Origin of the sequence: Amycolatopsis sp. NPDC088138 (assembly GCF_044741685.1) — a bacterium.
GTDB lineage: Bacteria > Actinomycetota > Actinomycetes > Mycobacteriales > Pseudonocardiaceae > Amycolatopsis.
Window position 1 is genome coordinate 408,134 of record NZ_JBIUTB010000001.1, and the last position, 26,559, is coordinate 434,692.

23 protein-coding genes are annotated in these 26,559 nt (G+C 71.4%); 11 read left to right on the plus strand and 12 right to left on the minus strand.

Annotation, left to right across the window (positions count from 1 at the left end; all coding sequences use genetic code 11):
* Positions 1-18: 18 nt before the first annotated feature.
* Both ACIOD2_RS02070 and ACIOD2_RS02075 read left to right on the plus strand, forming a co-directional pair.
* A complete protein-coding gene (locus ACIOD2_RS02070; protein ID WP_400533226.1) occupies positions 19-2,118 on the plus strand; it encodes a (Fe-S)-binding protein in 2,100 nt (699 codons plus the stop codon).
* A 64-nt stretch (positions 2,119-2,182) separates the two neighbouring features.
* On the plus strand, positions 2,183-2,740 hold the full coding sequence (locus ACIOD2_RS02075; protein WP_400533227.1) for an FHA domain-containing protein: 558 nt from the start codon (positions 2,183-2,185) through the stop codon (positions 2,738-2,740).
* Here ACIOD2_RS02075 and ACIOD2_RS02080 read toward each other — a convergent pair.
* Together ACIOD2_RS02080 and ACIOD2_RS02085 are read right to left on the minus strand one after the other, a co-directional pair.
* Entirely contained in the window at positions 2,737-3,012 is a 276-nt protein-coding gene (locus ACIOD2_RS02080) for a hypothetical protein (RefSeq protein ID WP_400533229.1), read from the minus strand. The genes ACIOD2_RS02075 and ACIOD2_RS02080 overlap by 4 nt on opposite strands.
* Before the next feature lie 20 nt (positions 3,013-3,032).
* Positions 3,033-3,212, minus strand: coding sequence for a hypothetical protein (locus tag ACIOD2_RS02085; protein ID WP_400533231.1), 180 nt, complete (start codon positions 3,210-3,212; stop codon positions 3,033-3,035).
* Between the two features lie 432 nt (positions 3,213-3,644).
* On the opposite strand from ACIOD2_RS02085, the gene ACIOD2_RS02090 reads away from it, so the two are divergent.
* From ACIOD2_RS02090 to ACIOD2_RS02115, 6 genes are all read left to right on the plus strand, one after another.
* Complete coding sequence (locus ACIOD2_RS02090) at positions 3,645-4,949, plus strand: sugar ABC transporter substrate-binding protein (RefSeq protein ID WP_400533233.1); 1,305 nt, start codon at positions 3,645-3,647, stop codon at positions 4,947-4,949.
* On the plus strand, positions 4,946-5,932 hold the full coding sequence (locus ACIOD2_RS02095; RefSeq protein WP_400533235.1) for a carbohydrate ABC transporter permease: 987 nt from the start codon (positions 4,946-4,948) through the stop codon (positions 5,930-5,932). The genes ACIOD2_RS02090 and ACIOD2_RS02095 overlap by 4 nt, the downstream gene beginning before the upstream one ends.
* The gene (locus ACIOD2_RS02100) at positions 5,929-6,759 is read left to right on the plus strand and encodes a carbohydrate ABC transporter permease (RefSeq protein WP_400533237.1); all 831 of its coding nucleotides are present in this window, start codon (positions 5,929-5,931) and stop codon (positions 6,757-6,759) included. Before ACIOD2_RS02095 ends, ACIOD2_RS02100 begins: the two co-directional genes overlap by 4 nt.
* A gap of 3 nt (positions 6,760-6,762) precedes the next feature.
* Positions 6,763-8,202, plus strand: coding sequence for a glycoside hydrolase family 3 protein (locus tag ACIOD2_RS02105; protein WP_400533239.1), 1,440 nt, complete (start codon positions 6,763-6,765; stop codon positions 8,200-8,202).
* A 91-nt stretch (positions 8,203-8,293) separates the two neighbouring features.
* Entirely contained in the window at positions 8,294-11,743 is a 3,450-nt protein-coding gene (locus tag ACIOD2_RS02110; protein WP_400533241.1) for a tetratricopeptide repeat protein, read from the plus strand.
* A gap of 88 nt (positions 11,744-11,831) precedes the next feature.
* Positions 11,832-12,602, plus strand: a complete 771-nt coding sequence (locus ACIOD2_RS02115; protein ID WP_400533243.1) for a hypothetical protein — start codon at positions 11,832-11,834, stop codon at positions 12,600-12,602.
* Between the two features lie 93 nt (positions 12,603-12,695).
* On the opposite strand, the gene ACIOD2_RS02120 is transcribed toward ACIOD2_RS02115, so the two are convergent.
* Positions 12,696-13,223, minus strand: a complete 528-nt coding sequence (locus ACIOD2_RS02120; protein ID WP_400533245.1) for an ArsR/SmtB family transcription factor — start codon at positions 13,221-13,223, stop codon at positions 12,696-12,698.
* 76 nt (positions 13,224-13,299) lie between these two features.
* On the opposite strand from ACIOD2_RS02120, the gene ACIOD2_RS02125 reads away from it, so the two are divergent.
* On the plus strand, positions 13,300-14,559 hold the full coding sequence (locus ACIOD2_RS02125) for an MFS transporter (protein ID WP_400533247.1): 1,260 nt from the start codon (positions 13,300-13,302) through the stop codon (positions 14,557-14,559).
* Here ACIOD2_RS02125 and ACIOD2_RS02130 read toward each other — a convergent pair.
* The 7 genes from ACIOD2_RS02130 to ACIOD2_RS02160 all read right to left on the minus strand — a co-directional run bounded on the left by ACIOD2_RS02130 (position 14,480) and on the right by ACIOD2_RS02160 (position 23,090).
* The gene (locus tag ACIOD2_RS02130; RefSeq protein WP_400533249.1) at positions 14,480-14,989 is read right to left on the minus strand and encodes a GNAT family N-acetyltransferase; all 510 of its coding nucleotides are present in this window, start codon (positions 14,987-14,989) and stop codon (positions 14,480-14,482) included. The two genes, ACIOD2_RS02125 and ACIOD2_RS02130, sit on opposite strands and share 80 nt — an antisense overlap.
* Positions 14,982-16,229 carry an MFS transporter gene (locus ACIOD2_RS02135; protein ID WP_400533251.1) on the minus strand — a complete coding sequence of 416 codons (1,248 nt, stop codon included), beginning with the start codon at positions 16,227-16,229 and terminating at the stop codon, positions 14,982-14,984. Before ACIOD2_RS02135 ends, ACIOD2_RS02130 begins: the two co-directional genes overlap by 8 nt.
* A gap of 9 nt (positions 16,230-16,238) precedes the next feature.
* A complete protein-coding gene (locus tag ACIOD2_RS02140; RefSeq protein WP_400533253.1) occupies positions 16,239-18,422 on the minus strand; it encodes a YcaO-like family protein in 2,184 nt (727 codons plus the stop codon).
* A gap of 82 nt (positions 18,423-18,504) precedes the next feature.
* The gene (locus tag ACIOD2_RS02145) at positions 18,505-18,639 is read right to left on the minus strand and encodes a hypothetical protein (protein WP_268747407.1); all 135 of its coding nucleotides are present in this window, start codon (positions 18,637-18,639) and stop codon (positions 18,505-18,507) included.
* Between the two features lie 246 nt (positions 18,640-18,885).
* Complete coding sequence (locus ACIOD2_RS02150; RefSeq protein ID WP_400533255.1) at positions 18,886-20,334, minus strand: DUF1996 domain-containing protein; 1,449 nt, start codon at positions 20,332-20,334, stop codon at positions 18,886-18,888.
* Positions 20,335-20,972: 638 nt separating this feature from the next.
* Positions 20,973-21,875, minus strand: coding sequence for a hydroxymethylglutaryl-CoA lyase (locus ACIOD2_RS02155; protein ID WP_400533257.1), 903 nt, complete (start codon positions 21,873-21,875; stop codon positions 20,973-20,975).
* Positions 21,876-23,090, minus strand: a complete 1,215-nt coding sequence (locus tag ACIOD2_RS02160; RefSeq protein WP_400533259.1) for a CaiB/BaiF CoA transferase family protein — start codon at positions 23,088-23,090, stop codon at positions 21,876-21,878. It abuts the gene before it with no gap.
* A 130-nt stretch (positions 23,091-23,220) separates the two neighbouring features.
* On the opposite strand from ACIOD2_RS02160, the gene ACIOD2_RS02165 reads away from it, so the two are divergent.
* Together ACIOD2_RS02165 and ACIOD2_RS02170 are read left to right on the plus strand one after the other, a co-directional pair.
* Entirely contained in the window at positions 23,221-24,015 is a 795-nt protein-coding gene (locus ACIOD2_RS02165) for an IclR family transcriptional regulator (protein ID WP_400533261.1), read from the plus strand.
* 144 nt (positions 24,016-24,159) lie between these two features.
* Positions 24,160-25,560 carry an MFS transporter gene (locus tag ACIOD2_RS02170; RefSeq protein ID WP_400533263.1) on the plus strand — a complete coding sequence of 467 codons (1,401 nt, stop codon included), beginning with the start codon at positions 24,160-24,162 and terminating at the stop codon, positions 25,558-25,560.
* On the opposite strand, the gene ACIOD2_RS02175 is transcribed toward ACIOD2_RS02170, so the two are convergent.
* Both ACIOD2_RS02175 and ACIOD2_RS02180 read right to left on the minus strand, forming a co-directional pair.
* A complete protein-coding gene (locus ACIOD2_RS02175) occupies positions 25,535-26,044 on the minus strand; it encodes an AAA family ATPase (RefSeq protein ID WP_400533265.1) in 510 nt (169 codons plus the stop codon). The genes ACIOD2_RS02170 and ACIOD2_RS02175 overlap by 26 nt on opposite strands.
* Before the next feature lie 20 nt (positions 26,045-26,064).
* Positions 26,065-26,538 (minus strand): hypothetical protein, encoded by a 474-nt coding sequence (locus ACIOD2_RS02180; protein ID WP_400533267.1) that lies wholly within the window; start codon positions 26,536-26,538, stop codon positions 26,065-26,067.
* Positions 26,539-26,559 lie beyond the last annotated feature (21 nt).

Below are 26,559 nucleotides of genomic sequence, written 5' to 3' on the forward strand. Positions count from 1 at the left end.
GCACGTCACGGAGGACTCGTGCTCGTTCGCCTCATCCTCGGCCTGCTCATGACCGTCGTCGGCCTCGCCGTCGCCGGGCGCCGGGTCCTGTTCCTGTACCACCTGATCAAGGCGGGCCAGCCCGACACCAAACGCTCCGGCGAACTGGGCAAGCGCGCCGCCGCCCAGCTGCGCGAGGTCTTCGGCCAGCGCAAGCTCCTCAAGTGGTCGGTGCCCGGCCTCGCGCACCTGTTCACGTTCTGGGGCTTCGTGATCCTCGCTTCGGTCTACCTCGAGGCGTACGGCGCCCTCTTCGACGAGGACTTCGCGATCCCGTGGATCGGGCACTGGGCGGTGCTCGGGTTCCTGCAGGACTTCATCGCCGTCATGGTCGCCGTCTCGCTGGGCGTGTTCGCCGTGCTCCGGATCCAGCAGGCCCCCGAGCGCAAGGACCGCGCGTCCCGGTTCTTCGGCTCGCACACCGGCGGCGCGTGGCTGATCCTGTTCATGATCTTCAACGTCGTCTGGACGATGTTCTTCTTCCGCGGCTCGTCTTCGGCGTCCGGCAACTTCCCCTACGACTCCGGCGCGTACGTCTCGCTCGGCGTCGGGAACCTCCTGGAGCCGCTCGGGCACGGGACGACCGAGGTGCTGGAGACCGTCGGGCTGCTGCTGCACATCGGCGTGATGCTCGTGTTCCTGGCGATCGTGCTCTACTCCAAGCACCTGCACATCTTCCTGGCCCCGCTCAACGTCACCGCGAAGCGGCTGCCGGACGCGCTCGGCCCGCTGCTGCCGATGGAGTCCGCCGGCAAGCCGATCGACTTCGAGGACCCGGGCGAGGACGACACGTTCGGCCGCGGCAAGATCGGCGACTTCACGTGGAAGGGCATGCTCGACTTCTCGACGTGCACCGAGTGCGGCCGCTGCCAGTCGCAGTGCCCGGCCTGGAACACCGGGAAGCCGTTGTCCCCCAAGCTGCTCATCATGAGCCTGCGCGACAACATGTTCGAGGAGGCGCCCTACATCCTCAGCGGTGAGGAGCACGAGGGCGCGCGCCCGCTCGTCGGGACCGAGGCCGACAACGGCGTCATCGACCCGGACGTCCTCTGGTCGTGCACCACGTGCGGCGCGTGCGTCGAGCAGTGCCCGGTGGACATCGAGCACGTCGACCACATCGTCGACATGCGCCGCTACCAGGTGATGATCGAGTCGGCGTTCCCGACCGAGCTGGGCGGGCTGTTCAAGAACCTGGAGACCAAGGGCAACCCCTGGGGCCAGAACAACTCGGAACGCCTCGCCTGGACGAAGGACATCGGCTTCGACGTCCCGGTGTTCGACGGCGAGCTGGCCGAGGACGTCGAGTACGTCTACTGGGTCGGCTGCGCGGGCGCGTTCGACGACAACGCCCGCAAGACCGTCCGCGCCACCGCGGAGCTGCTGCACCTCGCCGGCGTGAAGTACGTCGTGCTCGGCAAGGAGGAGTCCTGCACCGGCGACCCGGCGCGGCGCGCGGGCAACGAGTTCCTCTTCCAGATGATGGCGCAGCAGACCGCCGAGACGCTCAACGCCGTGTTCGAGGGCCGTGAGGAGCGGCTGCGCAAGATCGTCACGACGTGCCCGCACTGCCTCAACACGCTCAACCGCGAGTACCCGGACCTCGACGGGCACTACGAGGTCGTCCACCACACGCAGCTGCTCAACCGGCTGGTGCGCGGCGGGCAGCTGACGCCGGTCAAGGCGGTCGACGACGGCCCGAAGGTGACCTACCACGACCCGTGTTACCTCGGGCGGCACAACAAGGTCTACACGCCGCCGCGTGAGCTGGTCGGCGCCACGGGCGCGACTCTGGAGGAGATGCCGCGCCACGCGGACCGGGCCCTCTGCTGCGGCGCCGGCGGCGCGCGGATGTGGATGGAGGAGCAGATCGGCAAGCGCATCAACCTGGAGCGCGTCGACGAGGCCATCGCGACCGAAGCCGAGACGATCGTGACGGGCTGCCCCTTCTGCCGCTCCATGCTCACCGACGGCCTGGTGCAGCGCCAGAGCGAGCAGAAGGCGGAGAACGTCGACGTCCGCGACGTCGCCCAGCTGCTGCTGGAGCGGGTCAAGGCGCCGGAGGCCGCGCCCAAACCCTGACCCGCCGCGTATCTTCCGGCCGCTTCCCGGCTCTGACCGGAGTCGGGAAGCGGTGGGAGGGGCGATGGGGCAGCGGGAGACGGCAACGATCGAGACGCTCGACGGCGCCGTGGCGAGGTTGGCGGTGCGCCGCGGCTCGTGGCTGGTCGGCCGCGGGCCGGAGGCGCACCTGAGGCTGTATTCGGACCGGGTGAGCCCGCGGCACGCCTGGATCCGGCGCGACGCGCGCGGCACCTGGGTGTCGGACGCGGGTTCGCGCACCGGCACCCTGGTCAACGGCGAGGCGCTGGCGCCGCGGCAGGCCCGGCTGCTGCGCGACGGCGACCGGGTGACGTTCGGCCCGATCACCGCCGTTTACGCGGACACCGTGGCGGCGCGCGAGGACGAGCCGCCGGTGTTCGCGAACACCCCCAAGGCCAGGGGATCCGGGCGGCTGGCGATGGTGACGGGCCCGGTCCTGGTCGTCACCGGGTTCGGGCTGGGCGCGTCGAGGGTGCTGCGGTACTTCGCAACGGGGACGCCGAGGCCGGAGTTCGGCCTCGGCGTGACCCTGCTGACCCTGGGCGTGGTGGTGACGCTGATCGGGCTGGCACTGGCGAAAGCGGCGCGGGCGCGCCGTTAGCCGTCCACGGTGGACGTCGCTGGTGCGGCTGCGGTCGGGACTTGGTAGGTCTCCCGGGTGCGGATCGCGGAGTACGACCGCTCGCGCTGCTGTGAACTCACTAGTTCGTACACTAGTCCGGAGGAAAGGCGACCTCGCCGCCGGACGGCACGGAGCTGTTCCTCGGCGCGAACGACGGCTGGCGCGGCGACGTCGAGCCGACCGGTGAAACGGCCGTGGGTGCCGAGGTTTTCGGAATCGATCACGTAGCCCTCACGCAGCCGTTCGACCACGTCGACAAGGCGGCGTTGTTCTACCGCTCGGTGCTCGGGCTGACGCCGTCGCCACGGCCGGGAAGGCGCTCGAACTCGGCGCGCCGCTGCCGGAGATCCCGGGCAACCACGACGACGACCTCGCCGCCCGGATCGCGCGGTTGCGGGCGAACTCCGTGCTCCACGACCGTGACGAACACCGCGAGTTCCTGCATTTCCACGACGCCCTCGCGGGCGCGCGCGTGTTCTGCGAGGTGGTCCAGCGATCGGCGGCTATCGCGGTTTCGGCGTCGTCAACGCGCCGGTGCGGATGGCCGCGCACCGCGCCCGCCGGCACCCGGCCCCACCAGGCGCAACGCTCGTCTGGCGGCCGCTTTCTTTCGCCCGCGCCGCGCTATTCCGGCATGCCGGAATACCCACTCGGGCCGGTGAAAAACGTCCGGGACACCTTCCTATTCGGACGACTTCCGCCACCTTTCGCGCCGGCGCCGGTAACGGTGTGACTACTCCGTGTCAGAGTGCCTGGAGCAATTACAACGTCTTGGCAACCGCCTTGACAGGGCCTGTGGTACGTACCACTCTAACCCCAACATTGGTCTACACCATTTGGGGCGCCTGGCCACCGTGGCCAGGTATCGAAAGGACGGCAACGAGTGAAACGCTGGCTCAAGCTGGCGGCGGGCGCCGCCGCAGTCACCCTCGCGACCGCGGGCTGCGCGGGTTCCAGCGGCACGGACACCGCCGCTTCGTCGAGCGGTGCTCCCGCGCAGATCACCGGCGACGTCACGGTCTGGCTGATGACGGGTTCCGCGCCGGCCACGCTGACCGACGCGCTCAACAAGGAGTTCGAGGCCGCCCACCCGGGCGTCAAGGTCAAGTACGAAGTCCAGCAGTGGGACGGCATCCAGCAGAAGCTGACCACCGCGCTGGCGAGTGGCGCTCCGCCGGACGTCATCGAGATCGGCAACACGCAGACCGCGGCGTTCGCCTCGAACGACGGTGTCCTGACCGACCTCACGGCCGACAAGGACAGCTTCAACGGCGCGCAGTGGCTGAAGGGTCTCGCCGACTCGGGCACCTACGACGGCAAGATCTACGGCGTCCCGTTCTACGCGGCCAACCGTGAGGTCATCTACCGCAAGGACATGTTCGAGCAGGCCGGCATCACCAAGGCGCCGACCTCGAACGACGAGTGGGTCGACGCGATCGGCAAGCTGAAGACCAAGTTCGGCTCCGACCCCGACTTCCAGGCGCTCTACATGCCGGGTCAGAACTGGTACGCGCTGCTCTCGTTCATCTGGGACAACGGTGGCGACATCGCCCAGCCCGACGGCAAGAACTTCAAGGCGACGCTGGACAGCGCCGGTGCGAAGGCGGGCTTGGACTTCTACAAGAAGCTCGTCGACACCTCCGGCACCAAGGCGCCGAAGGACGCCGACGAGGCCAAGCCGCAGCAGGCGACCGTCTACGGCGCCGGCAAGGTGGCCATGATGATCGGCCTTCCGTGGGAGGTCGCGACCGCCGCGAAGACCGACCCGAGCCTGACCGCCAAGACCGGCGCGTTCGCGATCCCGAGCAAGACCGCCGGCCAGAGCGCCCCGGTCTTCCTGGGTGGCTCGAACCTGGCCATCCCGGCCAACAGCAAGAACGTGGCCGCGGCCAAGGAGTACATCAAGCTGCTCTCCAGCCCGAAGTACCAGAGCCAGCTCGCCGCCGCCGGCGTCGTGCCCGGTACGTCGACCGACCTCACCGGCCTGGACAAGGACCCGATGGGCAGCGTGATGGCGAAGGCCTCCACGAACGGCAAGGCCGTGCCGGCCAGCCCGAAGTGGGGTGACGTGGAGTCCGGCCAGAACCCGGTCAAGGACATGCTGACCGCGTACCTGACCGGCAAGAAGACGCTCGACCAGGCGACCGCCGACGCCAACGCAGCGCTGAACAAGCTCATCGGCGGATGACAGCGACCGCCAATGTGACGATGCCGGCGGGGGCGACCCCGCCGGCATCGCCGCGCGCCACGCGGGTCAAGAAGCGCAGGCGGGGCCGGTTCGGCGACCGGATCCTCCCGTACCTGCTGCTGCTTCCCGCGCTCGCCGCGATCCTGGTCCTGCTCGCCTGGCCGCTGGTCCAGGTGCTCGCGATCAGCTTCCGCAAGCTCGACATCGGCCAGCTCGTCTCCGGCAAGACCGTCTGGATCGGGTTCGACAACTACACGAACACGCTCGCGGACCCGGAGTTCTGGACCATCACGGTCCGGACGCTGGTCTTCACCGCCTCGATCGTGGCCGCGACCATCCTCGGCGGCCTCCTGCTGGCGGTGCTGATGCGCCACCTCGGCCCGGTCGTGCGGATCATCGTGCAGGTGACGCTCGTGCTGGCCTGGGCGACCCCGGTGATCGCCACGACCACGGTGTTCCAGTGGATCTTCGACCAGCAGTACGGCATCCTCAACAAGACCCTCGACCGGCTCGGGTTCCACAGCTTCATCGGGTTCTCGTGGTTCTCCAGCGGACCCAGCACGCTGTCGGTGATCGGGCTGCTCATCGTGTGGCAGGCCGTGCCGTTCGTGACGTTCTCGCTGTACGCGGGCATCATCGGCGTCCCGCGCGAGCAGTACGAAGCGGCCGGCATCGACGGCGCCGGCCCGTGGCAGACCTTCCGCGCGGTCACCTGGCCCGCGATCCGGCCGATCACCACGATGGTGACGTTCCTGTCGGTGCTGTGGGACTTCAACGCCTTCGCCCAGATCTGGGCGATCCGCGAGGGCGGCCCGGACGGCGGGAGCACCACGCTGGCCGTCGTGCTGTACCTCAAGGGCATCGCGGGCAACCACTTCGGCGCGGCGGGCGCGATCGCGACCCTGATGCTGATCGTGCTGGCGCTCATCACCGGCCGGTACATCCAGCTGCTGGTCCGGACCCCGGAAGGTGATCTCGCGTGAAGAAGTCGCTGTCACAGCGGATCGTGCTCTCGGTCGTCGGCGTGCTGGTCGCGCTGGCGATCGTCTTCCCGACGTACTGGATGTTCGTCACGTCGCTGCGCACGCCCGGCGAGATCCTCTCGCCGAAGTACGACCTGATCCCGACGTCGTTCTCGTTCGGCAACTTCGCCACCGCGCTGACCAAGGACAACTTCCCGACCTACCTGATGAACAGCCTGATCGTCACGGTCGGGTCGGTGCTCTGCGCGCTGGTCGCGGGGACGCTGGCGGCCATCCCGCTCTCGCGGCTGCGGTTCACCGGCCGCAAGGGGTTCCTGGTCCTGGTCATGGTGGCGCAGCTGGCGCCGGTGTCGGCGTTGTTCATCCCGCTGTTCCTGCTGATGCGGGACGCCGGGCTGCTCAACACGCTGCCGTCGTTGCTGCTGATCTACTTCGCGACCACGCTGCCGTTCACGGTCTGGATGCTCTACGGCTTCGTCAACGGGATCCCGTACGAGCTGGAGGAGGCCGCGATGATCGACGGCTGCAGCCAGACGGGCGCGTTCCGCCGGGTGACGCTGCCGCTGCTCGGGCCGGGGCTGGTCACCACGTCGGTGTTCAGCTTCATCACGGCGTGGAACGAGTACCTGTTCGCCCTGGTGTTCATCCGCGACAAGCCGAAGGAGACGCTGCCGGTGTGGCTGGCGTCGTTCCGCACGGCGTTCGCGACCGACTGGGGCGGCGTGATGGCCGCGTCGGTGATCTACGCGATCCCGGCGCTGGTGTTCTTCCTGATCGTGCAGCGCAAGCTCGTGTCCGGCGTGACCGCCGGCGCCGTGAAGGGGTAGCCGTTGTCTTCACCTGAGAAACTCGCCGAGGCCGTCGTCCTGCCCGGCTTCGCCGGCACCACGGCGCCGGACTGGCTCCGCCGCCGGGTCGCCGACGGGCTGGGCGGGGCGATCCTGTTCGGCCGCAACGTCGTCGACGACGAGCAGGTCGCCGCGCTCACCGCGCAGCTGCGGGGTGAACGCGACGGAGTCGTCGTCGGGATCGACGAGGAGGGTGGCGACGTCACCCGCCTCGACGTGAACACCGGGTCGTTCGTGCCGGGGCCGCTGGCCCTCGGCGCGGCCGACGACCCGGAGCTGACCACGGCGGTCGCCGCCGCGCTCGGCGAACGGCTCGCGGCCTGCGGCGTCACGATCAACCTGGCGCCGTGCGCGGACCTGACCCTGGCGGCCGAGGACCCGATCATCGGCGTCCGGGCGTTCGGGTCCGACCCGGCGAAGGCGTCGCCGCACGTCGCGGCGTACGTCACCGGCCTGCAGAAGTACGGCGTCGCGGCGTGCGCGAAGCACTTCCCGGGCCACGGCGCGGCGACCGAGGACTCGCACGTCGCGCTGCCGGTGCTGCCACGGACGCCGGAGGAGCTGCGGGACATCGAGCTGGTCCCGTTCGCCGCCGCGATCCGGGCGGGGGTGCGCGCGGTGATGACCGGCCACCTGGTCGTCCGGGCCTGGGGCGACGAGCCGGCGACGTTCAACCGCGCGGCCCTGACCGACGTCCTGCGCGGCGAGCTGGGCTTCACCGGCGCGGTCATCACCGACGCGCTGGAGATGGGTGCGGTGTCGGGCGGGTACGGCCGCCACGACGGCCTCGGCCTCTCGGCGGTGCGGGCCCTGAAGGCGGGCGCGGACGCGCTCTGCATCGGCGGCGCGGCGTTCGAGGCCGACGCCCTGGACGCGATCAACGCGGCGATCGTGGCCGCGGTCGCGTCGGGGGAGCTGCCGCTGGAGCGGCTGGCGGAGGCGGCGGAGCGGACGGCGGCGCTGGGCACCGACCCGGCGCCGGCGACGGTCGGCCCGGTCGACCGGCGGCTCGGCCTGGAGGCGGCCCGCAAGGCCCTGCGCGTCACCGGCGAGCCCCGGCTCGACGGCCCGCCGCTGGTGGTGGACGTCGAGACGGAGCCGACCATCGCGGCCGGCCCGATGCCCTGGGGCCTCGGCGCGCACCTGGCCGAGCTGGTGCCGGGCACGCGGGCGCTGACCGCGGGCCCGGACGACCTCGAGAAGATCCTCGAAGCGGCGCAGGGGTTCCGCAGCGTCGTCGTCGTGACGCGCGAGGCGCACCGGCACCCGCGGGTGCGTGCCCTGCTGTCGGCGTTGTCCACTGTGGACTTCATCCGGGTGGAGACGGGCGTCCCGGGACCGGTGGACGGCGACGGCCCGCGGCTGGACACGTTCAGCGGCTCGTACGTCAGCCTGCGCGCGGCGGCCGAGTACCTGGCCTGAGAGCACCCCGACTGGGCCCCGCCGGTTATGGCCGGCGGGGCCCTCTCGCTTGCTACAGTCGGCGTCCGGACGGCGAGCGGGGGAGCGAAGCGTGGACGCGGGCGGGCTGACGCTGCAGGATCTCATCAAGCGGCGCCAGGCCGGCGGGTTCATCGGGCGGCGGCACGAGATCGGCCAGTTCGAGGAGAACCTCCGGCTGCCCCTCGAAGACCGGCGACGCCGGTTCCTGTTCAGCGTGCACGGCGACGCCGGCGTCGGGAAGTCGTTCCTGGTCAACCAGTTCCAGCGGATCGCCGGTGAGCAGGGGTGCGCCACGGCGTACGTCGACGAGTCCGTCTTCGACATCCCCGCGGTGATGGCGGGCATCGTCAGGTCGTTCGCGCGGCAGGGCGACCCGTGCAAGGACTTCACCAGGAAGTCCGAGCTGTACCACGAGAAGCGGCACGAGCTCGACGCCGACCCGGCGACCCCCGACGGGCTCTCCTCGGTGCTGACCCGCTCGGCCGTCCGGATCGGGCTGCGCGCGGCGGAGGACATCCCCGTCGTCGGCTCGTTCGCGAAGGAGCTGGACCGGGAGGCGCTCTCGAACCAGGTCGAGAAGTTCCGCGCGTTCCTGAGCGTGAAGCTGCGCAACCAGCATGACGTCCGGCTGCTCATGTCGCCGGTCGAGGAGCTGACGCCGGTCTTCGTGAGCGAGCTCCACGCGGTCGCGGCGAAACGCCCGGTCGTGCTGTTCTTCGACACGTTCGAGCGCACCGGGTCGTTCCTGGAGCGGTGGCTGCTGGACCTGCTCGGCGGCCGGTACGGCGGCCTGCCGGCGAACCTGCTGCTGGTGGTCGCCGGCCAGCACCCGCTCGACGTCAACGCCTGGGGCGACTACCTGGGCATTCGCGCGGACCTCGCGCTTACCGTGTTCACCGAGGTCGAAGCCCGCGAGTTCCTGGCGGCCCGTGGTCTCACGGCGACCGACGTCGTGGAGGTCGTCCTCGCGTTGTCCGGGCGCCTGCCGGTGCTGCTGGCACTGCTGGCCGAGTCGCGCCCGGACAGCGCCGCGAGCGTCGCGGACCCGGGCGACAACGCCGTGGAGCGGTTCCTGAAGTGGGAGAAGGACGAGAAGCGGAAGCTGGCCGCCCTGCGCGGGGCCCTGCCGAGGCAGCTCGACCGCGACGTGTTCGCGCTGGTAGCGGACTCGACGACGCCGGACGAGGACTTCGGCTGGCTGCGCCGCCTCCCGTTCGTAACCGAGCGGGCGACGGGCTACCGCTACCACGACGTGGTCCGCGACACGATGATCCGCGTCGTGCGCCGCCGGTCGTCCGTCGAATGGCGGGAACGGCACGGGGCCTTGGCGGAGTACTACCGGGCCGCGCGCGAGGCGCTGGGCCTGGACGAGGAGACCGGCTGGCCGGACGAACGCTGGCAGGCACTGGCGGTGGAGGAGCACTACCACCGCTTGTGCGCCACGGCGGCGACCGCGGACACGCTGACGGCCCTGGTCGAGACAGTGACCGCGCGGGCCGACCAGTCCGGCCGGTGGGTCGCGATGGTAGTCCAGGCGGGCGCGGACTCGGGCGCGGAGCAGATGGTGGCCCTCGGTGCCCGGTTGAGCGCTTCGGAAGACCCAGTCGCCCTGATAACCTGCCTGACGATCGAGAGTGCCATGTCTGACGAAGTCCGGCTCCTCGCCTATCGGGAGCTGGCCCGGCAGCACCTCCGGAAACCCGATTTCGTGGCCGCGGCAGCGGCTTTCACGGCGATTCTCGAGCGTGAACCGGACGACGGATGGGCTCTCGCCAGCCGGGGCGTCTCGTTCAGAATCACGGGGAAGCTCGAAGAGTCGCTGGCGGACCTCACCCGCGCCGTCGAACTGGACCCGGAGTCCGCTTGGGAAATCGGTGAGCGCGGTCGGACCTTGCAGGCGCTGAAGCGGAGCAAGGAGGCTTTGGTCGACTTCGACCGCGCGCTCGAACTCGAGCCTGCCGGGACGGACGTCCACACCGCGCGTGGCGAAACCCACTACGCGATGCACCGCTATCAGGAGGCACTAGCCGACTTCACCCGCGCGCTCGAGCTCGAGCCGGAGGACACCGGGGTGCTCTGCTGGCGCGGCCGCGCCCACTTGGAAGGGGAGTCCTACGCGGACGCGCTGGCCGATTTCACCCGGGTGATCGAGCTCGAGCCGGAAGCGGATTGGGCCCTGGGTGACCGTGGTGAGACGTACCGCCGGATGGGGCGGTATGAGGATGCGCTGGCTGACTTCGACCGCGCGATCGAGATGGATCCGGACTACACCTGGGCGTTCGGGCACCGTGCGCGCACCTACGAGGACCTGGGCCGCCGGGAAGAGGCGCTGGCCGACTACGCCCGCGCCTTGGAGACGGACCCCGAGGCCGTGTGGATCCTCGGCCGCCGGGGTGTGGCCCACCGCGAATCAGGACGGTACGGGGAAGCGCTGGCGGATTTTGCCCGGGCACTGGAGATCAAGCCGGACGCGGACTGGATCTTCGGCTTTCGCGGCGAGACCCACCTCGCGATGCGGCAGTTCGAACAGGCGCGGGCCGACTTCACCCGGGCGATCGAAATCGATCCGGAATACTTGTGGGCCCTGGACAAGCGGGCGCTGACGCACCGGGCAATGGGGGACCACTCGGGAGCGCTGGCCGATTTCGCCCGGGCACTGGAGATCGACCCGGAAGCCGCCTGGGTCCTCGGTGACCGCGCGCAGACCCACCAGCTGGCCGGGCGGACCGCCGAAGCGCTGGCCGACTACGACCGGGCGATCGCACTGGACCCGGAGTACGCCTGGGCGGTGCGGGAGCGGGCTCTGGCGTTGTGTGGGCTCGAACGGCACGCGGACGCGTTCGCGGATCTCACGCGGACGATCGAAGCCGACCCGGCCGCCGCGTGGCGATGGTCGACCCGTGGTGAGATCCAGTACGCGGTGGGGCTGTACGAAGACGCGGTTGCAGATTTCACCCGGGCGGTCGAACTCGACGCGGAGTTCGCCCGCGCCCGCTGCTTCCGGGGCCGGACCTGGTTGTCGCTGAAGCAGTACGACGATGCGTTCGCCGACGTCGACGGGGCCCTCGCGGTCAACCCGGTCTCCGCCTGGGCTCTCAGCCTGCGTGGGCAGCTCCACCGCATGCACGGCCGGTTCGCGGAGGCGTTGCCCGATCTGGAGCACTCGGCGGAGCTCGACGCTGAGGGCTGGGACCACTACCAGCTGGGTCTTCTCGCGCACGCCCAGGGACGGCCGGACACAGCGGACGAACGCGTTCGGACCGCGATCCGGGTCGAGAAATCCGAGATCGCCGGTGGCGACAGCAGCAGCGGCAGCGCTCTGCTGAATCTCGTGATCTACCACCTCGCGCTCGGCGAACCGGACGAAGCGCGGGGCCGGCTGCGGACGGCACTGGCGGCCGATCCCCTCGCGAGATACCTCCGCGAGGCGCTCGAGGACCTCGAAGATCTCGGCTCGGTCATGACGGTGCCCGAGCTGCCGGAGTTCACGGCCGCCCTGCGCGCGAAACTGAACGAATAGCCGGTACACGGGCTTCCCGGCGTTTGTACGGGGCTTGTACCGGTGCTCGTCACCCTGTCCTCACACCAGAACGACGGAGGACGGACAAATGAGAATTCGCATCGGCAAGCGTGCGGCCGGGGTGGTCGGCATCGCCGCGGCGATCGTGCTGGTCGGCGCCACGCCGGCGCTGGCGGCCACCGGTACGGTGCACACCGACTCGGGCGCGCCGCTGACCGTGCGCTCGGCGCCGAGCACCGGCGCGAGCTCGACCGGCACGGTCGCCGACGGCACCGCCGTGAACATCGACTGCCAGACCACCGGCGAGTCGGTCACCGGCAAGTACGGCACGAGCACCGTCTGGGATCACGTTCCCGGCGGCTACATCACCGACACCTACGTCTACACCGGGTCCGACGGCCGGATCGCACCGGACTGCACCGACGTCCCGCCCCCGCCGGCGGCGACCTGCTCGACCGCCGGGCTGGGTGACGCGAACACGTGCGCCCAGGCGGTCACCAAGGCGAAGTCGCGCATCCACACCAACAACGACTCGTCCTACAACGGCTGGTGCGACCGCATCAACGCGCAGAACTACGGCTTCAGCGCGAGCGGCTCGGAAACGGCGTACGTGCACTGGACGCAGATCCCCAGCCAGTACAAGCACGCGGGCAGCACCGACGTCCCGGCCGGCGGCCTGGCGTTCTTCTCCAACGGCGGCTCGGGCCACACGATGATCTCCATCGGCGGCGGCAAGTTCCTGTCGAACGACATCAACGGCGCGGGCACCTACACCGAGACGACCATCGCGCAGATCAAGAGCAAGTGGGGCCAGACCTACCTCGGCTGGTCGCAGCCGTGGTTCAAGGTGAACCACTGACCTCCTGACACGCACGCTGCCGGCAAAGCCGTGAATGGCCCATTGAGGGACTCTGAGTCCCTCAATGGGCCATTCACGGCTTTCGGGTCGGCGCTACGACGGTTTCATCCGGTGCAGTACGAAGATTCCGCCCAGCGCTGGGCGGTCCAGGCGCTCGTGGTCGGTCGCCACGTACTCGTCCAGCACCGCCAGGATGCGCCGGTCCAGTTCCCGGACCTCGTCGGGGGACAGGTGCAGCAGGAACTTCTCGTGCACCGCCACCGACTCCGGGCCGGACGCGGCCAGCTCCTCCTGGAAGATCTCGATCGGCGCGAACCGGGTCTCGGCGTCGGCGCCGGCCAGCGGGCCGTCCAGCCACCACGTCTCGTTGTTCGACCGGTACGGCTTCTCCAGCGCGCCGCTCGCGCCGGTGCGGACCGGGGCCTGCTCCAGCAGCCCGGCGGCGACCAGCTGGCGGACGTGGTGCAGGACCGTGCCGGGATCCCGGTCCAGGCGGTCGGCCAGCTGCTTGTTCGTCAGCTCCTCGACCAGGCACATCCGCATGATGCGCAGGCGCAGCGGGTGGCCGAGCGCCTTGGCCTCCCGCGGGGTCGCCGGACGGCGCCGACGAGGTTCGGTCATGAACGCAGGGTAGTCCATCGATTCACTTCCGACACATCGATGGAGAAATCCCCATCGATGTGCAACTCTCCATGGCATGGACGCGAAGGGCCTGGGCAGCACCTACTGGCGGTTGTGGACCGCGGCCGGTCTCTCGAGCCTCGCCGACGGCGTCCTCAAGGTGGCCCTGCCCCTGCTGGCGGTCGGTTACACGCGGTCGCCGGCCCTGATCGCCGGGCTGGCCTTCGCCTTCACCCTGCCGTGGCTGCTCTTCGCGCTGCCCGCCGGCGCGCTGGTCGACCGGCTGGACCGCCGCCGCGCGATGCTCGGCGCGAACCTGGTCCGCGGCGGGTTGCTCGCCGCCGTCACGCTCCTGACCCTCTTCGGCGGCGGGTCGATCTGGGCGCTCTACGTCGTCGCGGCGGGGGTCGGGTCCGCCGAGACGATCTACGACACCGCCGCGCAGTCGATCGTCCCGCAGGTCGTCGGGCGCGAGCGGCTGCCGGCCGCCAACGGCCGGATGTACGCCGCCGAGCAGACGGCCAACGAGTTCGCCGGCCCGCCGCTGGCCGGGCTGCTGGCCGCCGCGGGGGTGCTGGCCGCGCTCGTCACGCCGGTGGCGCTGTGGGCGGTGGCCGTGGCGGCGCTGCTGCTGGTGCGCGGCTCGTACCGGGTCGAGCGGACCGGCCGCACCACCCTCCGCGCCGACATCGCCGAGGGGCTGCGGTTCCTGGTGCGGCACAAGGTGCTGCGCACGTTCTCGGTCATGGTCGGCACGTTCAACTTCGCGACCGGCGCGACGTTCGCCGTGTTCGTGCTCTACGCGGTCGGCCCCGGTTCGCCGATGGGGCTGTCCGAGCCGGCCTTCGGGCTGCTGATGGCCGTCAACGCGGCGGGCGGGGTGGCCGGGTCGGTCCTCGCCGAACCGGGGGAACGCCGGTTCGGCCGGATCCCGGCGCTCTGGGTGGCCTGGCTCGCCGGCGGGCTCTCGGTCGGCGTGCTCGCGGTGACGGCGAACCCCTACGCCGTCGGTGCCGGGTTCTTCGCCGGCGGGACGGGGATCGTGGTGTCGAACGTCGTCATGGTCTCGCTGCGCCAGCGGCTCACGCCCGACCGGCTGCTCGGGCGCCTCAACAGCAGCTACCGCCTGGTCGCCTGGGGCACCAAGTCGCTCGGCGCCCTGACGGCCGGGGTGCTCGCCCAGGCGCTGGGCCTGCACGCGGTGTTCGTGGTCATGGCGGTGCTGGCCTTCACCGTGGTGGCCGGCCTCTTCGTGGTCACCGAGGACGCGCTCGTGGCCGCGGAACGCGAGGCCGGACGGGCAGCGGCAGCGCCAGCAGGTCCGAGCCCGACGTGAGGGCGCCGACCCGCTCCCAGCCCCACCGCAGGTACATCGCGTACGCCGGCGCCGCGGCCGCCGCCGCCAGCACGGCGAACGGTTCCGGTCGCCCGGCGAGCAGGTCGCGCAGCAGCCCGCCGCCGTGGCCCCGGCCGCGCAGGCCCGGGCGGACGGCGAGCTCGTAGACGTAGAACAGCGGTTCCCGGGCCAGCGGAAGGGGCGCCGGCGTCGCGGCGGCCGGGTGCCACCAGCCGGCTTCGCGGCCGACGCCGTAGGCGAACCCGCCGAGGTCCGCGCCGTCGCGGACGGTCGTCAGCGCGAACCCCGGCAGCCGCGCGTGCCCGGCCACGGTCTGGCGGAAGCGGGCCGCGTCCGCCGCGTCCTCCCGGTACGGCGGCTCGCGGTAGACCGAGAGATAGACCTCCGCCAGCTCCGCCCAGTCACGCATCCGCCGGCTCTTTCGCTTCGGACGCCGCATGTGCCGCGGCCGGCTTCAGTCCTTTGAGGACGGCGAAGGCCACCGCGCAGCACCCGGCGAGCACGAGCCACGGCAGCTGTGCCCCGCCGGCCAGCAGCGCGGTGAACGTCACCGGCGCGACGACCCGGGCGGCCCCCCAGAGCAACTCCTCGAGCCCGAAGTAGCGGCCGCGCAGGTGCGGCGGGGCCAGTGCGACGGTGAGCGCGCTGCTGGTCGGCGCCTGCAGCAGCTCCGCGGCGGTGAACACCGCGGTCGCCACCGCAAGTACCACGATCGCCGGTACGGGCACGGCCAGCGGCACGACGGCGAACAGCAGGAACGACAGGGCCCACACGACCGCGGCGACCTGCAGCACCCGCGACTTGCGGTGTCCTTCCAGCCGGCTGGCCACCACCGTCTGCCCGGCCACCACCAGCACGGTGTTGAGGGCGAACAGGATCCCCGGCTGCCACGAAGGCAGCCTGAGGGTGTCGATCACGTACGCGCTGAGCAGCACCGTCAACGCCAGGTCGCACAGGGCGAACACGAACACGGTCACCAGCACGCGCCGGAACGCCCGGTCCGCGAGCACCGCGCGATAACCTCCGCGCGCCGCCGTCTCCCGCGGTGGCGGCGCGGGGGTGGAAGCAGGTCCCCGCCACGAGGCGACCAGCGCGGCCGCGACCAGGAAGGTCGCCGCGTTGAGCAGGACGATCCCGGTGTACCCGCCGGTCCCGCCCCAGGCGACGAGCACCCCGCCGACCAGCCCGCCGACACCGATGCCGACGTTGCGCAGCGCGCGGTCCATCGCGTACCAGCGGGCCCGCTGGCCCTCGTCGGCCACCTGCGCCACGAGCGCGCCCGAGGCGGGCCAGAACAGGCCCTCACCCCAGAACGTCAGCGCCGCCAGGACGACCAGCTGCCAGAGGGAGCCGGCGAAGACGTAGCCGGCGAAGGTCAGCACCCGCAGCAGGTTCGCCACGACCACGACCCGCCGGGCGCCGAGCCGGTCGACGAGCGGGCCCGCGAGCGGCCCGGCCGGGAGCGCCAGCAGCGCGGCGGCCGACAGCGCGCCGCCGACCGCCGTCAGCGGAAGGTTCTTCGCCACGTGGAAGTACACGACGGCGAACGGGAGGAACAGTCCCGTGCCGAGCGCGTCCACGCCCTGCGCGGCGACCAGGGGCAGCCGCCCGCGGGTGCGCGGCAGCCCGAGCAGTTCGGTGACAGCCATCGGTACCCCTCACGCGTGGGGGAGCGGGAACACGTTCAGCCGCTCTTCGGGCAGGGGCGTCGTCCGCCAGCCCAGGTCGACCGCGGCCCGGCGGATCCGGCCGTCGCCCCAGTACGGGAACCCGGCCGGGAAGTTGGACACCAGCCCCGGCACGATCGTGTGCGCGGCGTGGAAACCGGCGGCCGCGACGTCCCGGGTGGTCAGGTCGACGCTGAGCACCTCGAACCCGCGCTCCTCGACGCGTTCGCGGTAGGCCTTGAGCCGCCGCTCGCCGAGGGCGGGCAGGCCCTCCCACGGCCGGACCGCCAGGTCTCGCACCCAGGGCGCCACCCGGGCCGCGGCCCGGGGGTCGAGGTAGATCTGCTGCTGGCACAACAGGTCCACGACGTCGCCGAAGTCCTCGCGGTAGGAGTCGAGGTAGCGGCGGTCGCCGCGGTAGGGCTTGAGGTTGGACAGGTGCGGCAGGTCCGCCTGCATCCCGGCGAGCTCGCGCTCGTCGTCGAGGGCGAGGCAGGTGTGCTGCAGCGTGAACGCTTCGGCGAGCGCCTTCTTGGCCGCCTCGAGCGCGTCGGGGCGGGTGGCGAACCCGATCGAGAGCCAGCGCCGGGCCCGGTCGAACACCGCGGCGGCGACGATCGGGACGGCGAACTCGTTGTCCAGCGGGATCAACGTGACGTCGTAGGTCTCGGCGGTGTCGGCCACCAGCGCCCGGATCTCGGCCGGCACCGGCAGCCGGCGCAGCCGCGGGGTGTTGGCCCACCAGAGCATGGTGGTGTCGCGTTCGAGCACCTCCTCCAGCCCCGAGGTCACGGCGTGCTCTTCGCTGGTGCCACTGGCCAGGCCGGCGATCAGGGGATCGGTGAACCGGGCACCGCCGGGTTCGGCCTCCTGGGACACGAGGCAGGCGGGGACCCACACGGCTTCCCTTGTCGTGTGCGAAAAAGCTTCGATCCAGGCGCATTCGGTCTCGGGAGTCAGGGGCGCGAAGGGGAAGCCGGGTGTGGCGTGCTGGCGCGAGGAGTACAGGTTCAGGCGGCGCGGGTCGAGCGCGGGCACGCCGTCGCGGCGCAGCTGCCGGAAGCTCGCGTGCCGGATTTCGCGCTCCGGGGGCAGCCAGCTGCCGCAGTAGCGTTCGACGGCCTCGCCGATCGCGGAGTCGCGGGCCTGGTCGAAGTCGTGCCAGGAGGTGCCGAACGCCTGGCGGTCGTTGGGCCAGTCGACGACCCGGCGCATGTCCGCGACGTCCACGGCGCACACCCGCAGCCGCGCGGGCATCCCCGGCGCGGGCGGGAGTTCGTGCACCGCGGTGACGATCCCGGTGCGGTCGTCGACGAGCAGGTCCGGGCGCGGGCCGCTCGCCTGCACCGGCCGTGGCCGGTCGGGGACCGGCAGCACCGGCCGCGGGAGCACGCTCAGCCGGACGGGGTCGATCTCGAGCTCGCCGGTGGTCGTCTCGGCGGGTTCGCCGGCGAGCCAGCGTTCGAGCTGGACGGCGAGCACGCTCATCATCCAGCGGGCGTCGCCGGGCCGGAACCGCCGGCCGCGCGGCGGGTCGGCACTGGCGAAGGCGTCGATCACCCGCGGGTCCAGGGCCGCCGAGCGCCGCCGGGCGAGCACGTCGGCGAAGTCGGGGCCGGTGCCGCCGGGGGTGATCGCGGGGCCGGCGACGCCCTGGCCGCGTTCACAGCGGAAGGGCAGCAGGCGCACGCCGCGGTCCGCGCAGAACGCATCGAGCGCGGTGAGTTCCGAATATGCCGGATGGGTGAACGCGGCGACGACCACGGTGTCGGCCGGTGCGACGGGGAAGGGCCCGTCGAGGTCGGAGAGGGTCTCGACCCGGGCGTACCCGACCGGGGCGAGGAGCTGCGCGAGGGGCGCGGTGAGCTCGGGCGTCCCGGCGATCAGGACGGTGGTCTCGGCGGCGCGCAGGACTCCGGCGCCGTCCGAGACCGGGTGCAGGCTGCCGTCCGCTTCGAGGACGTCGAGCACCTCCTCGTAGTCCGGGTTCATCCCGGCGAGCAGCTCGGTCCGGGTGCGGGTGCCGTCGCAGCGGGCGATCCACGCGCGGAACTCCCTGGTCGGCGCGGTGATCGAGTACTGGCCGCCGTTCGGGGTGATGAGCAGGCACAGGGCCGGCTCCAGGTCGTGGACCTCGACCCCGGTGAGCTCCAGGCGTACGTCGTCGGAAGGCATGGCGGACCCCCTGGGTCGAGACGGCCGTGCCGCGGCCCCGGGGTGGGGCCGCGGCACGTGGTGCGGCAGGGAACGGGTGCTGCTACTTGGCGGAAGCGCGGTTGTGCACGACGGCGCGGTTGTGGACCACCGCGCGGTTGTGGACGACGGCGCGGTTGTGCACCACGGCGCGGTTGTGGACGACGACGGCCGAGGGGCGCTCGAAGGTCGAGATCATGGTTCCTCCTGTGCGATGTGGAGTGTCTCCGGTGTGGATTCCGGGACGGGGTGACGTGAACAAGTCTGTGGTGCGGGCGTGCACCGCGACGTCTTCAGGAGTGCGATCCGCACGGCGGGACCCGTGAGGAACGCACGCCCCCGGAATGACGATTCCCCGCGGGTGCGCCCGCGCGCACGCGAGCGCCCCGCCACCCGGGAAGGGTGACGGGGCGCTCGGACCGTCCTTTATGGAGTATCGAGGTGGTCAGGCTCGGCAGGTCTTGCCGCGGTTCACGCAGTTGACCAGGTTGTTCATGATCCGCTGCGACATCACGTTGGCGAAGTCGTCGTGGTCGGAGAACGGGTTGTGGTGCTCCTGCGGGAAACCGTCCACTTTGTACTGCTTCTTGACCTGGATGTCGTGCGGGATGTCGTAGGTCAGCGAGATCTGCAGCTGCGGCACGGCCTTGAAGCCGTTGGCGCACCGGCCGTTCTGGTCCGGGAACACGATGTGCGTGCGGTGGTTGGTGCTGTCGGTGTTCTGCCCGTCCCAGCAGCTCGGGAACGTGTGGATCCGCTTGACCTTGCTGTTCGGCGGGCAGATCGGGTAGAGCTGGGTGACGCGGTTCTCGAACCCGGTGCACGTCCAGCTCGCGCGGGCGTTGGCCGGTCCGTTGGTCGACACCTTCGCGTCGCCGTAGAGCACGCGCAGGAACTTCGGCATCGCCACGACCTTGCCGACCGGGCTGCCCCGGAAGGTGATCTGCGCCTTCTGCGGACGCTGGATCACGCCGTCGTTGCCCGGCAGCTCGTTGTTCTCGTCCTGCCCCGGCAGCGCGCCGCCCGGGGCGGTGCTGCTCGGCGGCGGGGTCGTCCCGGTGCCGGTGTCCTTGCCCGGCTTCGGCGCGCACGGCGCGAGTCCGCCCAGGTCCGGCTTCTGGTGCCGGAACCGGGCGATCGCGTTGGCGATCCGCTCCAGGATCGCGGCGCGCCGGTCCTTGAGCGGCGTCAGGATCGAGTTGCGCATGAAGTCCGCGCCGCCCTGGCCCTGCTTCGCGGCGACCTGCTGGTTGGCGTCGTCGGTCTGGGTGTCGAGCTGGTCCAGGTTGCCGTCGACCTCGTCCATCGCCTGGTCGGGGACGTCGGCGAGCTTGCTGGCGACGTCCGGGCAGGCGACCTGGTCGGTCTTCGCCTCCTGGACGGCCTGGGCCCGCTCGGCGTCCGGCGCCTTCGCGGGCGGGTTCTCCTCCGCCGCCTTCTCCTCTTCGCCGGTGTCGATGCGGACGACCGGCCAGAAGTAAGCGGACTTGTCGCCGTTGCGGCAGGTGGTGCCGGCCTTGGCGAGGCTCTTGTTGTTGGAGTCGGCGTTGGTGGAGAGGTTGCCGACGTAGTCGTGCAGGTGCTGGGCGCCGTTCTTGACGCCGGGCTGCGCGATGAAGTTGTCGGGGTTGAAGTGGCCGTTCTCGTTGCGGCCGCAGTCGACGGTGAACGTGCCCGTCGACGCGCCGTAGACCGGGCGCGGGTCGAACTGGTTCGGCTGCACCGTCAGGATGTCGACGAAGAGGGCGGGGTCGACCTCGTCGGCGCTGGCCTGGCCGGTGTTGCCGGTCGTGGTGGCGACGACGATGCCGCCGACGGCGATCGCTAGCGCGAGACCGCCGGTGGCGATCTTCGTTCTGCGGGATATGCGATGCCGTCCTTGGGTGCGGGACATGGATCCTCCGGGTCGGGCTGGCGGGAAAACGCGACACTGACCGGTACGAGCCCAGGGGCGTACCCATCAGGAAAGACGTCGGCAGGGAAGGAACGAAGCCCGGCCGGCCCACTGACCCGACATCAGTGGACGCGGGTGGTCACCTGCCCGTGACCACGCCGTCGACCGGGTGGTTATCGTTCCGTTATGGACGCTACACCGGGGTTTGACACCGGGCAAGAAGTGTTTCCGGCAATCACGAACCGTCAGGACCGGTTTCCGTTTCCGTAATCGGATGCGGCCGTGAATGGTCACCAAGAATGGTCGAAGAATGGCACGCGCGAAAATAGGCGTGCGTGAATCGCGCCCGCGGCGACCCGCGGGTACGTTACGCGCGGTAGTCGTGCGTGTACGCTGGTTGCGCTCTCAAGTACTGGGTGACGGCGGTCATCCTGGGCCCCTGACCGGGTGGTTGTCCAGCATCCGGGGGTGTGTCGAAACCCGCGGAAAATTCTTTGAACCGATCCGAACCGCCAGCCGTATCCCTCAGTGAAGCGGCTGGAATGCCTGTCGCCCGCGGCCCCGATGATATCCCGGTCCGCGCGGCCGGCGGGCGTCGCCGCAATTGCCGACCCCTTGTGCGCCGCCCGCTCGCGGATTCAGCGCAACGCGGCCGGAACGGCGGGAATCGCCGCCAGCGCCGAGCCGAGCTTGTGGCCGACCGCGATCGCCACCTGGTCCCGCAGCCGCGCCAGCTTGTCCACGTCGATGCCGGTCGCGATGCCTTCGCGGTGGAAGAAGTCGACCAGGTCGTCGGTGGCGACGTTGCCGGACGCGCCCGGCGCGAACGGGCAGCCGCCGAGCCCGCCCAGTGCCGCGTCGAACCGGCGGATGCCGAGGCCGAGCCCCTCCCACGCGTTGGCCGCCGCCAGCCCGTAGGTGTTGTGCAGGTGCAGGCCGAGCGGGACGTCCGGCAGCTCGTCGCGGACCGCGGACACCGTCGCGCGCAGCTGGCTCGGCCGGGCGGCGCCGATCGTGTCGGCGAGGTGGACCACCCGCGCGCCCAGCCGTCCCAGCCTGGCCGCGACGTCGGCGGTGCGGTCCGGGGCCGTGTCACCGTCGAACGGGCACACGAACGCCGTCGCCACCGACGCCTCGAACGCGACTCCCTCCGACGTGAGCAGCCACGCGCACGCGGCCAGCCGGTCGAGTGCCGCCTCGGTGGGCACGCCCGCGTTCGCGACGCTGTGCCCGTCGCTGGCGGAAACCACCAGCCGCACCGTCTTCGCGCCGGCTTCGATCGCCTGCCGGGCCCCGCGTTCGGTGAACACCAGGGTGTGCAGGGACGCGGGCACGTCCGGCAGCAGCGTCCGCAGCACCTCACCGGTGTCGGCCATCTGCGGCACCCGCCGCGCGGAGACGAACGAGCCGACCTCCAGCGACCGCACCCCGGCGTCGATCAGGCCGCGCGCGAGCCGCACCTTCTCGTGTGCCGGCACGGTGACGGGCTCGTCCTGCAGGCCGTCGCGCAGCACGACCTCGGTGATGAGGACTTCGGGCATTCAGATCACTCCGCTCTCGCGCAGGCGCTCGACCGCCGCGCCGGTGACACCGAGCTCGGCGAGCACGGTTTCGGTGTGCTCGCCCAGGTCCGGGCCGAGCGTGCGGGTCCGGCCCGGCCGTTCGGCCAGTGCCGGGACGATGCCGGGGAAGGTGACCTCGGCCTCGCGGCCGCCGATGCGGACCCGGTGGCGCTCGTGCATGCCGCGGGCCGCGAAGTGCGGGTCCTTGGTGATGTCGGCCGCGGTGAGGATCGGTCCACAAGGGACGGACGCGCCGCGCAGCACCGCTTCGGCGGCTTCCTGGGAGAGGGACGTCGTCCACGCTTCGATCGCGTCGTCGAGCAGTTCGGCGTGGGCCACCCGCCCGGCGTTGTCGGCGAAGCGCGGGTCGTCCGCGAGGTCGGCCCGGCCGATGGCCCGCATCAGCCGCGTGAAGATCGCGTCGCCGTTGCCGCTGACCACGATGTACTTGCCGTCGGCGCAGCGGTAGGTGTTGGACGGCGCGACACCGGGCAGCGCGGACCCGGCCGGGCCGCGGGTGACACCGAACGCGTCGAAGTCCGGGATCAGCGACTCCATCAGCGAATAGACGGCTTCGTAGAGCGCGACGTCGACCACCTCGCCCGGGGTCGCGCCCGGTTCGCGGTCCCGCCGGATCAGGCCCATCAGCGCGCCGATCACCGCGTAGAGCCCGGCGACGGAGTCCGCGAGGCTGACGCCGACGCGCGTCGGCGGCCGGTCCGGGTAGCCGGTCAGGGCGCGCAGGCCGCCGATCGCCTCGGCGACACCGCCGAAACCCGGCCGGTCGCGGTAGGGCCCGGTCTGGCCGTAACCCGAGACGCGGACGACGACCAGCCGCGGGTTGAGCGCGCGCAGCTCGTCCGGCCCGAGGCCCCAGCGTTCGAGGGTGCCGGGCCGGAAGTTCTCGAGCAGGACGTCGCTGCGGGCGGCCAGCGCGCGGACGATCTCCTGGCCCTCTGCACGGCGCAGGTCGACGGTCACCGACCGCTTGTTGCGGCCCAGGGTGCGGAACAGCAGCGAGGTGTCGCCGCCGTGCAGCCGCCAGCGGCGGAGCTCGTCGCCGGTGCCGGGGCGCTCGACCTTGACGACGTCGGCGCCGAAGTCGGCCAGCAGGCGGCCGGCGGTGGGCGCGGCGATGAAGTTCCCGAGTTCGACCACCCGGACGCCGTCGAGCGGCCCGGTTTGCTCAGTCATGCCCGACTCCAAACCACGATGTGAGTTGTCAACCCAGAATACGGGTGAGTGTCGAGGAGTCAACCGCGATCAGCGTGGATAGACTTGTGCGGCACACCACGGGACCAGGCGGGGAACAGGGACGGGGCGGATGGCCGAGGAAGAACGCAGTGGCACGACACCGGTCCTCGTGCTGCGCAAGTTCAAGCAGATCCTCGAGTCGTTCACCATCGAGAACCCCGAGCTGACGCTGCAGCAGATCACCCGGTCCACCGGGCTGCCGGCGAGCACGTGCCAGCGGCTGGTGCACAACCTGGTGCGCGAAGGCTTCCTCGACCGCTACGACGACACCTACCGGGTCGGGCTCGGCCTGGTCCGCTGGGCGGCGCCGGGCACGTTCGGCCTCGACCTGGTCCGGCTGACCCGGCCGGTGCTGCAGCAGTTGCGCGACGAAACCGGTGAAACGGCCTGCCTGTACGTCCGCGACGGCGCCTACCGCACGGTCATCTCGCTGGCCGAGTCGCGGCACCCCGTGGTCCGGCTGTTCGTGGTCGGCATGGTGATGCCGCTGCACGCCGGCTCGGCCGGGAAGGTGTTCCTGGCCTGGGACAAGCTCGCGGTCAAGGACGCGATCGGGCACGGCCTGGCCCGGTTCACCCCGCGCACCGTCGTCGACATCGACCTGCTCAGCGAGCAGCTCGGGCAGATCCGCGAAGCCGGTTACGCCGTGAGCTTCGAGGAACGCGACCTCGGCGCGGCGTCGCTCAGCGCGCCGGTGTTCGGGCTGAACGGCGAGGTCAGCGCGGCGATCGGGATCGGCGCCCCGACCCAGCGGATGACCGCGGCCGACGTGCCGCGGCTGGCGCCGATCGTCACCGAAGCGGGCCGCCGGGCCTCGGAGCGGCTGGGGTACCGGCCCGGTGTCGAGCGGGTCGCCGCGCTCTGAGCCTCGCCCCGGGGCTGGTTGTCCGTTACCTCCTGACTTGTCCCGGCCTCGTCCGGGTCATCCTTGACTCCGCACGGCTCCCGTCACATCATGAGTCGACGAATCACATCGTGGAGCCACGGCTGAAGTCAAAGGAGACGACGGATGGCGAACCCGCACGACGCCACCGCGCCGGACACCGGCACGATCGCGGGCCGGCTCGACCGGCTGCCCATCACCCGCACGCACCGCCGGGCCACCGTCGCCGTCGGGCTCGGGCTGTTCTTCGACTTCTACGAGGTCTTCCTGGCCGGCGTGCTCAGCTCGGTGCTCGTCGAGGAGTTCGACCTGAGCAAGGGCGAACTGCCGCCGCTGCTCGCCTCGACGTTCATCGGCATGTTCTTCGGCGCCCTGCTTCTGGGGCGGCTCGCCGACCGCTTCGGCCGCCGCGGCGCGTTCCTGCTCAACCTCGGCCTGTACTCGCTGTTCTCGCTGCTCGGCGCGTTCAGCGGCAGTGCGCTGATGCTGCTGCTCACCCGGTTCTTCGCCGGCATCGGCCTGGGCGCGGAGCCGCCGCTGGCCGACACCTACCTCACCGACCTGCTCCCGGCCCGCAAGCGCGGCCGGTTCATCGCCTGGGCGTACACGCTGGCCTTCTGCGGGTTCCCGGTCGTCGGGTTCCTCGCCCGCGGGCTCACCGACCACCCGGTGCTCGGCATCGCGGGCTGGCGCTGGCTGTTCGTGATCGGCGCGCTCGGCGCGGGCGCGGTGTTCCTCCTGCGGCGCGGCCTGCCCGAGTCGCCGCGGTGGCTGGAATCCGTCGGCCGCACCGAAGAAGCCGAGCACCTCGTGGCCGGCCTGGAGGCCGAAGCCCGTGGTGTCACGCAGGAGACGGCCGCGCCGCCGCGCGGGACCACCCGCAAGCGGGCCGGGGCGCCGGTGCGTGAGCTGTTCGGGCCCGCGCTGCGCCGCCGCACCTGGATGATGGTCGTCTTCCACGTCCTGCAGACGCTCGGCTACTACGGCTTCGGCACGCTCGTGCCGCTGGTGCTGGCGGCCAAGGGGTACCCGGTTTCGCAGTCGCTGCTGTTCGCCGCGCTGACCTACATCGGCTACCCGGTGGGCTCGGCGCTGTCGCTGCCGATCGTGGAGCGCGTCGAGCGGAAGTTCCTGGTGATCGGGTCGGTGCTGGCGATGGCCGTGTTCGGGATCGCGTTCGGCTACGCGGGTTCGATGGCGCTGATCCTCGTCTTCGGGTTCCTCTACACCGCGACGAGCAACCTGTTCTCGAACGCCTACCACATCTACCAGGCGGAGATCTTCCCGACGACGCTGCGGTCGACGGCGTCGAGCGGCACGTATTCGCTGTCGCGCTTGGCGAGCGGCGCGATGCCGTTCGTGCTGGTGCCGCTGCTGGACTCGTCCGGCGCGACGACGTTGTTCCTGGTCGTCGCCGGGGCGCTGGTGGTGGTCGCGCTGGACGTCGCGCTCCTCGGCCCGCGCACCACCGGCCGCCGGCTGGAGAGCCTCAACGACGACGTCAAGGCCGGGCAGCCGACGCGATGACCGCGGCCGCCTCGCCGCTCGACCGCACCGCGGTGTCGACGACGAGGCGGTCCCGGGTCCACGGTTCGTACTCGCGGCCGACGATCTGCTGCCACGTCGGCGGGACGTGGCCGGGGATGCCGGTGTCGCGGGTTTCCGCGCGGCGCCGGTGTTCCGCCGGGTCGGAGCAGACGATCTCGGTCTCCAGCACCCGCGCTCCGCAGGCGGTTCCGGTGTCCCGCCAGGCGTCCCGGGTGATCGCCAGCGGGTTCACGCACTCGGCGATCACGCTGACGCCGGTCCGCAGCAGGTCCGCGGCGACGTCGTAGGCGACGACGTAGCCGACCGGCCCCACCGGGTCGCTCAGCGGCGTGCTGCGGACGATGGCCTGCTCGATCGTGTCGACGCGCAGGTAGGAGAACCCGGTGAGGCGGGCCAGTTCGGTCGCCACGGTGGTCTTCCCGGACGCCGGCAGCCCGCCGACGACGATCAGCAGCGGAGGCACCCGGGCATGATCGCACGCGCTCAGCCCGGGTCGTGCCCGCCGAGCCGCCGCCAGTGCTCGGCCAGCTCGGGCCGCACGGGGGCCGCCAGCACCTCGGCGAGATCGGCTTCGGCCTTCCGGGCCACGTTTTCGATGGTCTCCCGCGCTCGCTCGTCGAGCTGCGCACCCCATGCGTACGACCCGGGATAAATCTGCTCGACCACCCGCATGCTCTCGCTCTCCCCGAGTTCGGCGCGGGCCTGGTCGAGGACGGCCTGGTTGCGCCGCAGTGCCTCGGCCCGGCCCAGGTCCAGGGTGTGCCGGACGTCGAGGACGAGGCCGGTGCCCGACGGCACGCCGTGCCGGAGGGCGATCCGCAGCAGGTCGCCGGTGAAGGCGGGCTCCTCGGCGGGCGCCCACGCCAGCGCGTCCAGCTCGGCCGGGCCGAGCCGGAGGGCGTCACCGGGCGCGACGCACCAGGTCACCGTCGCCGGCGGGTGGAGTCGGTAGAGCATCGGAGTCCTGTCGGCCTGTCG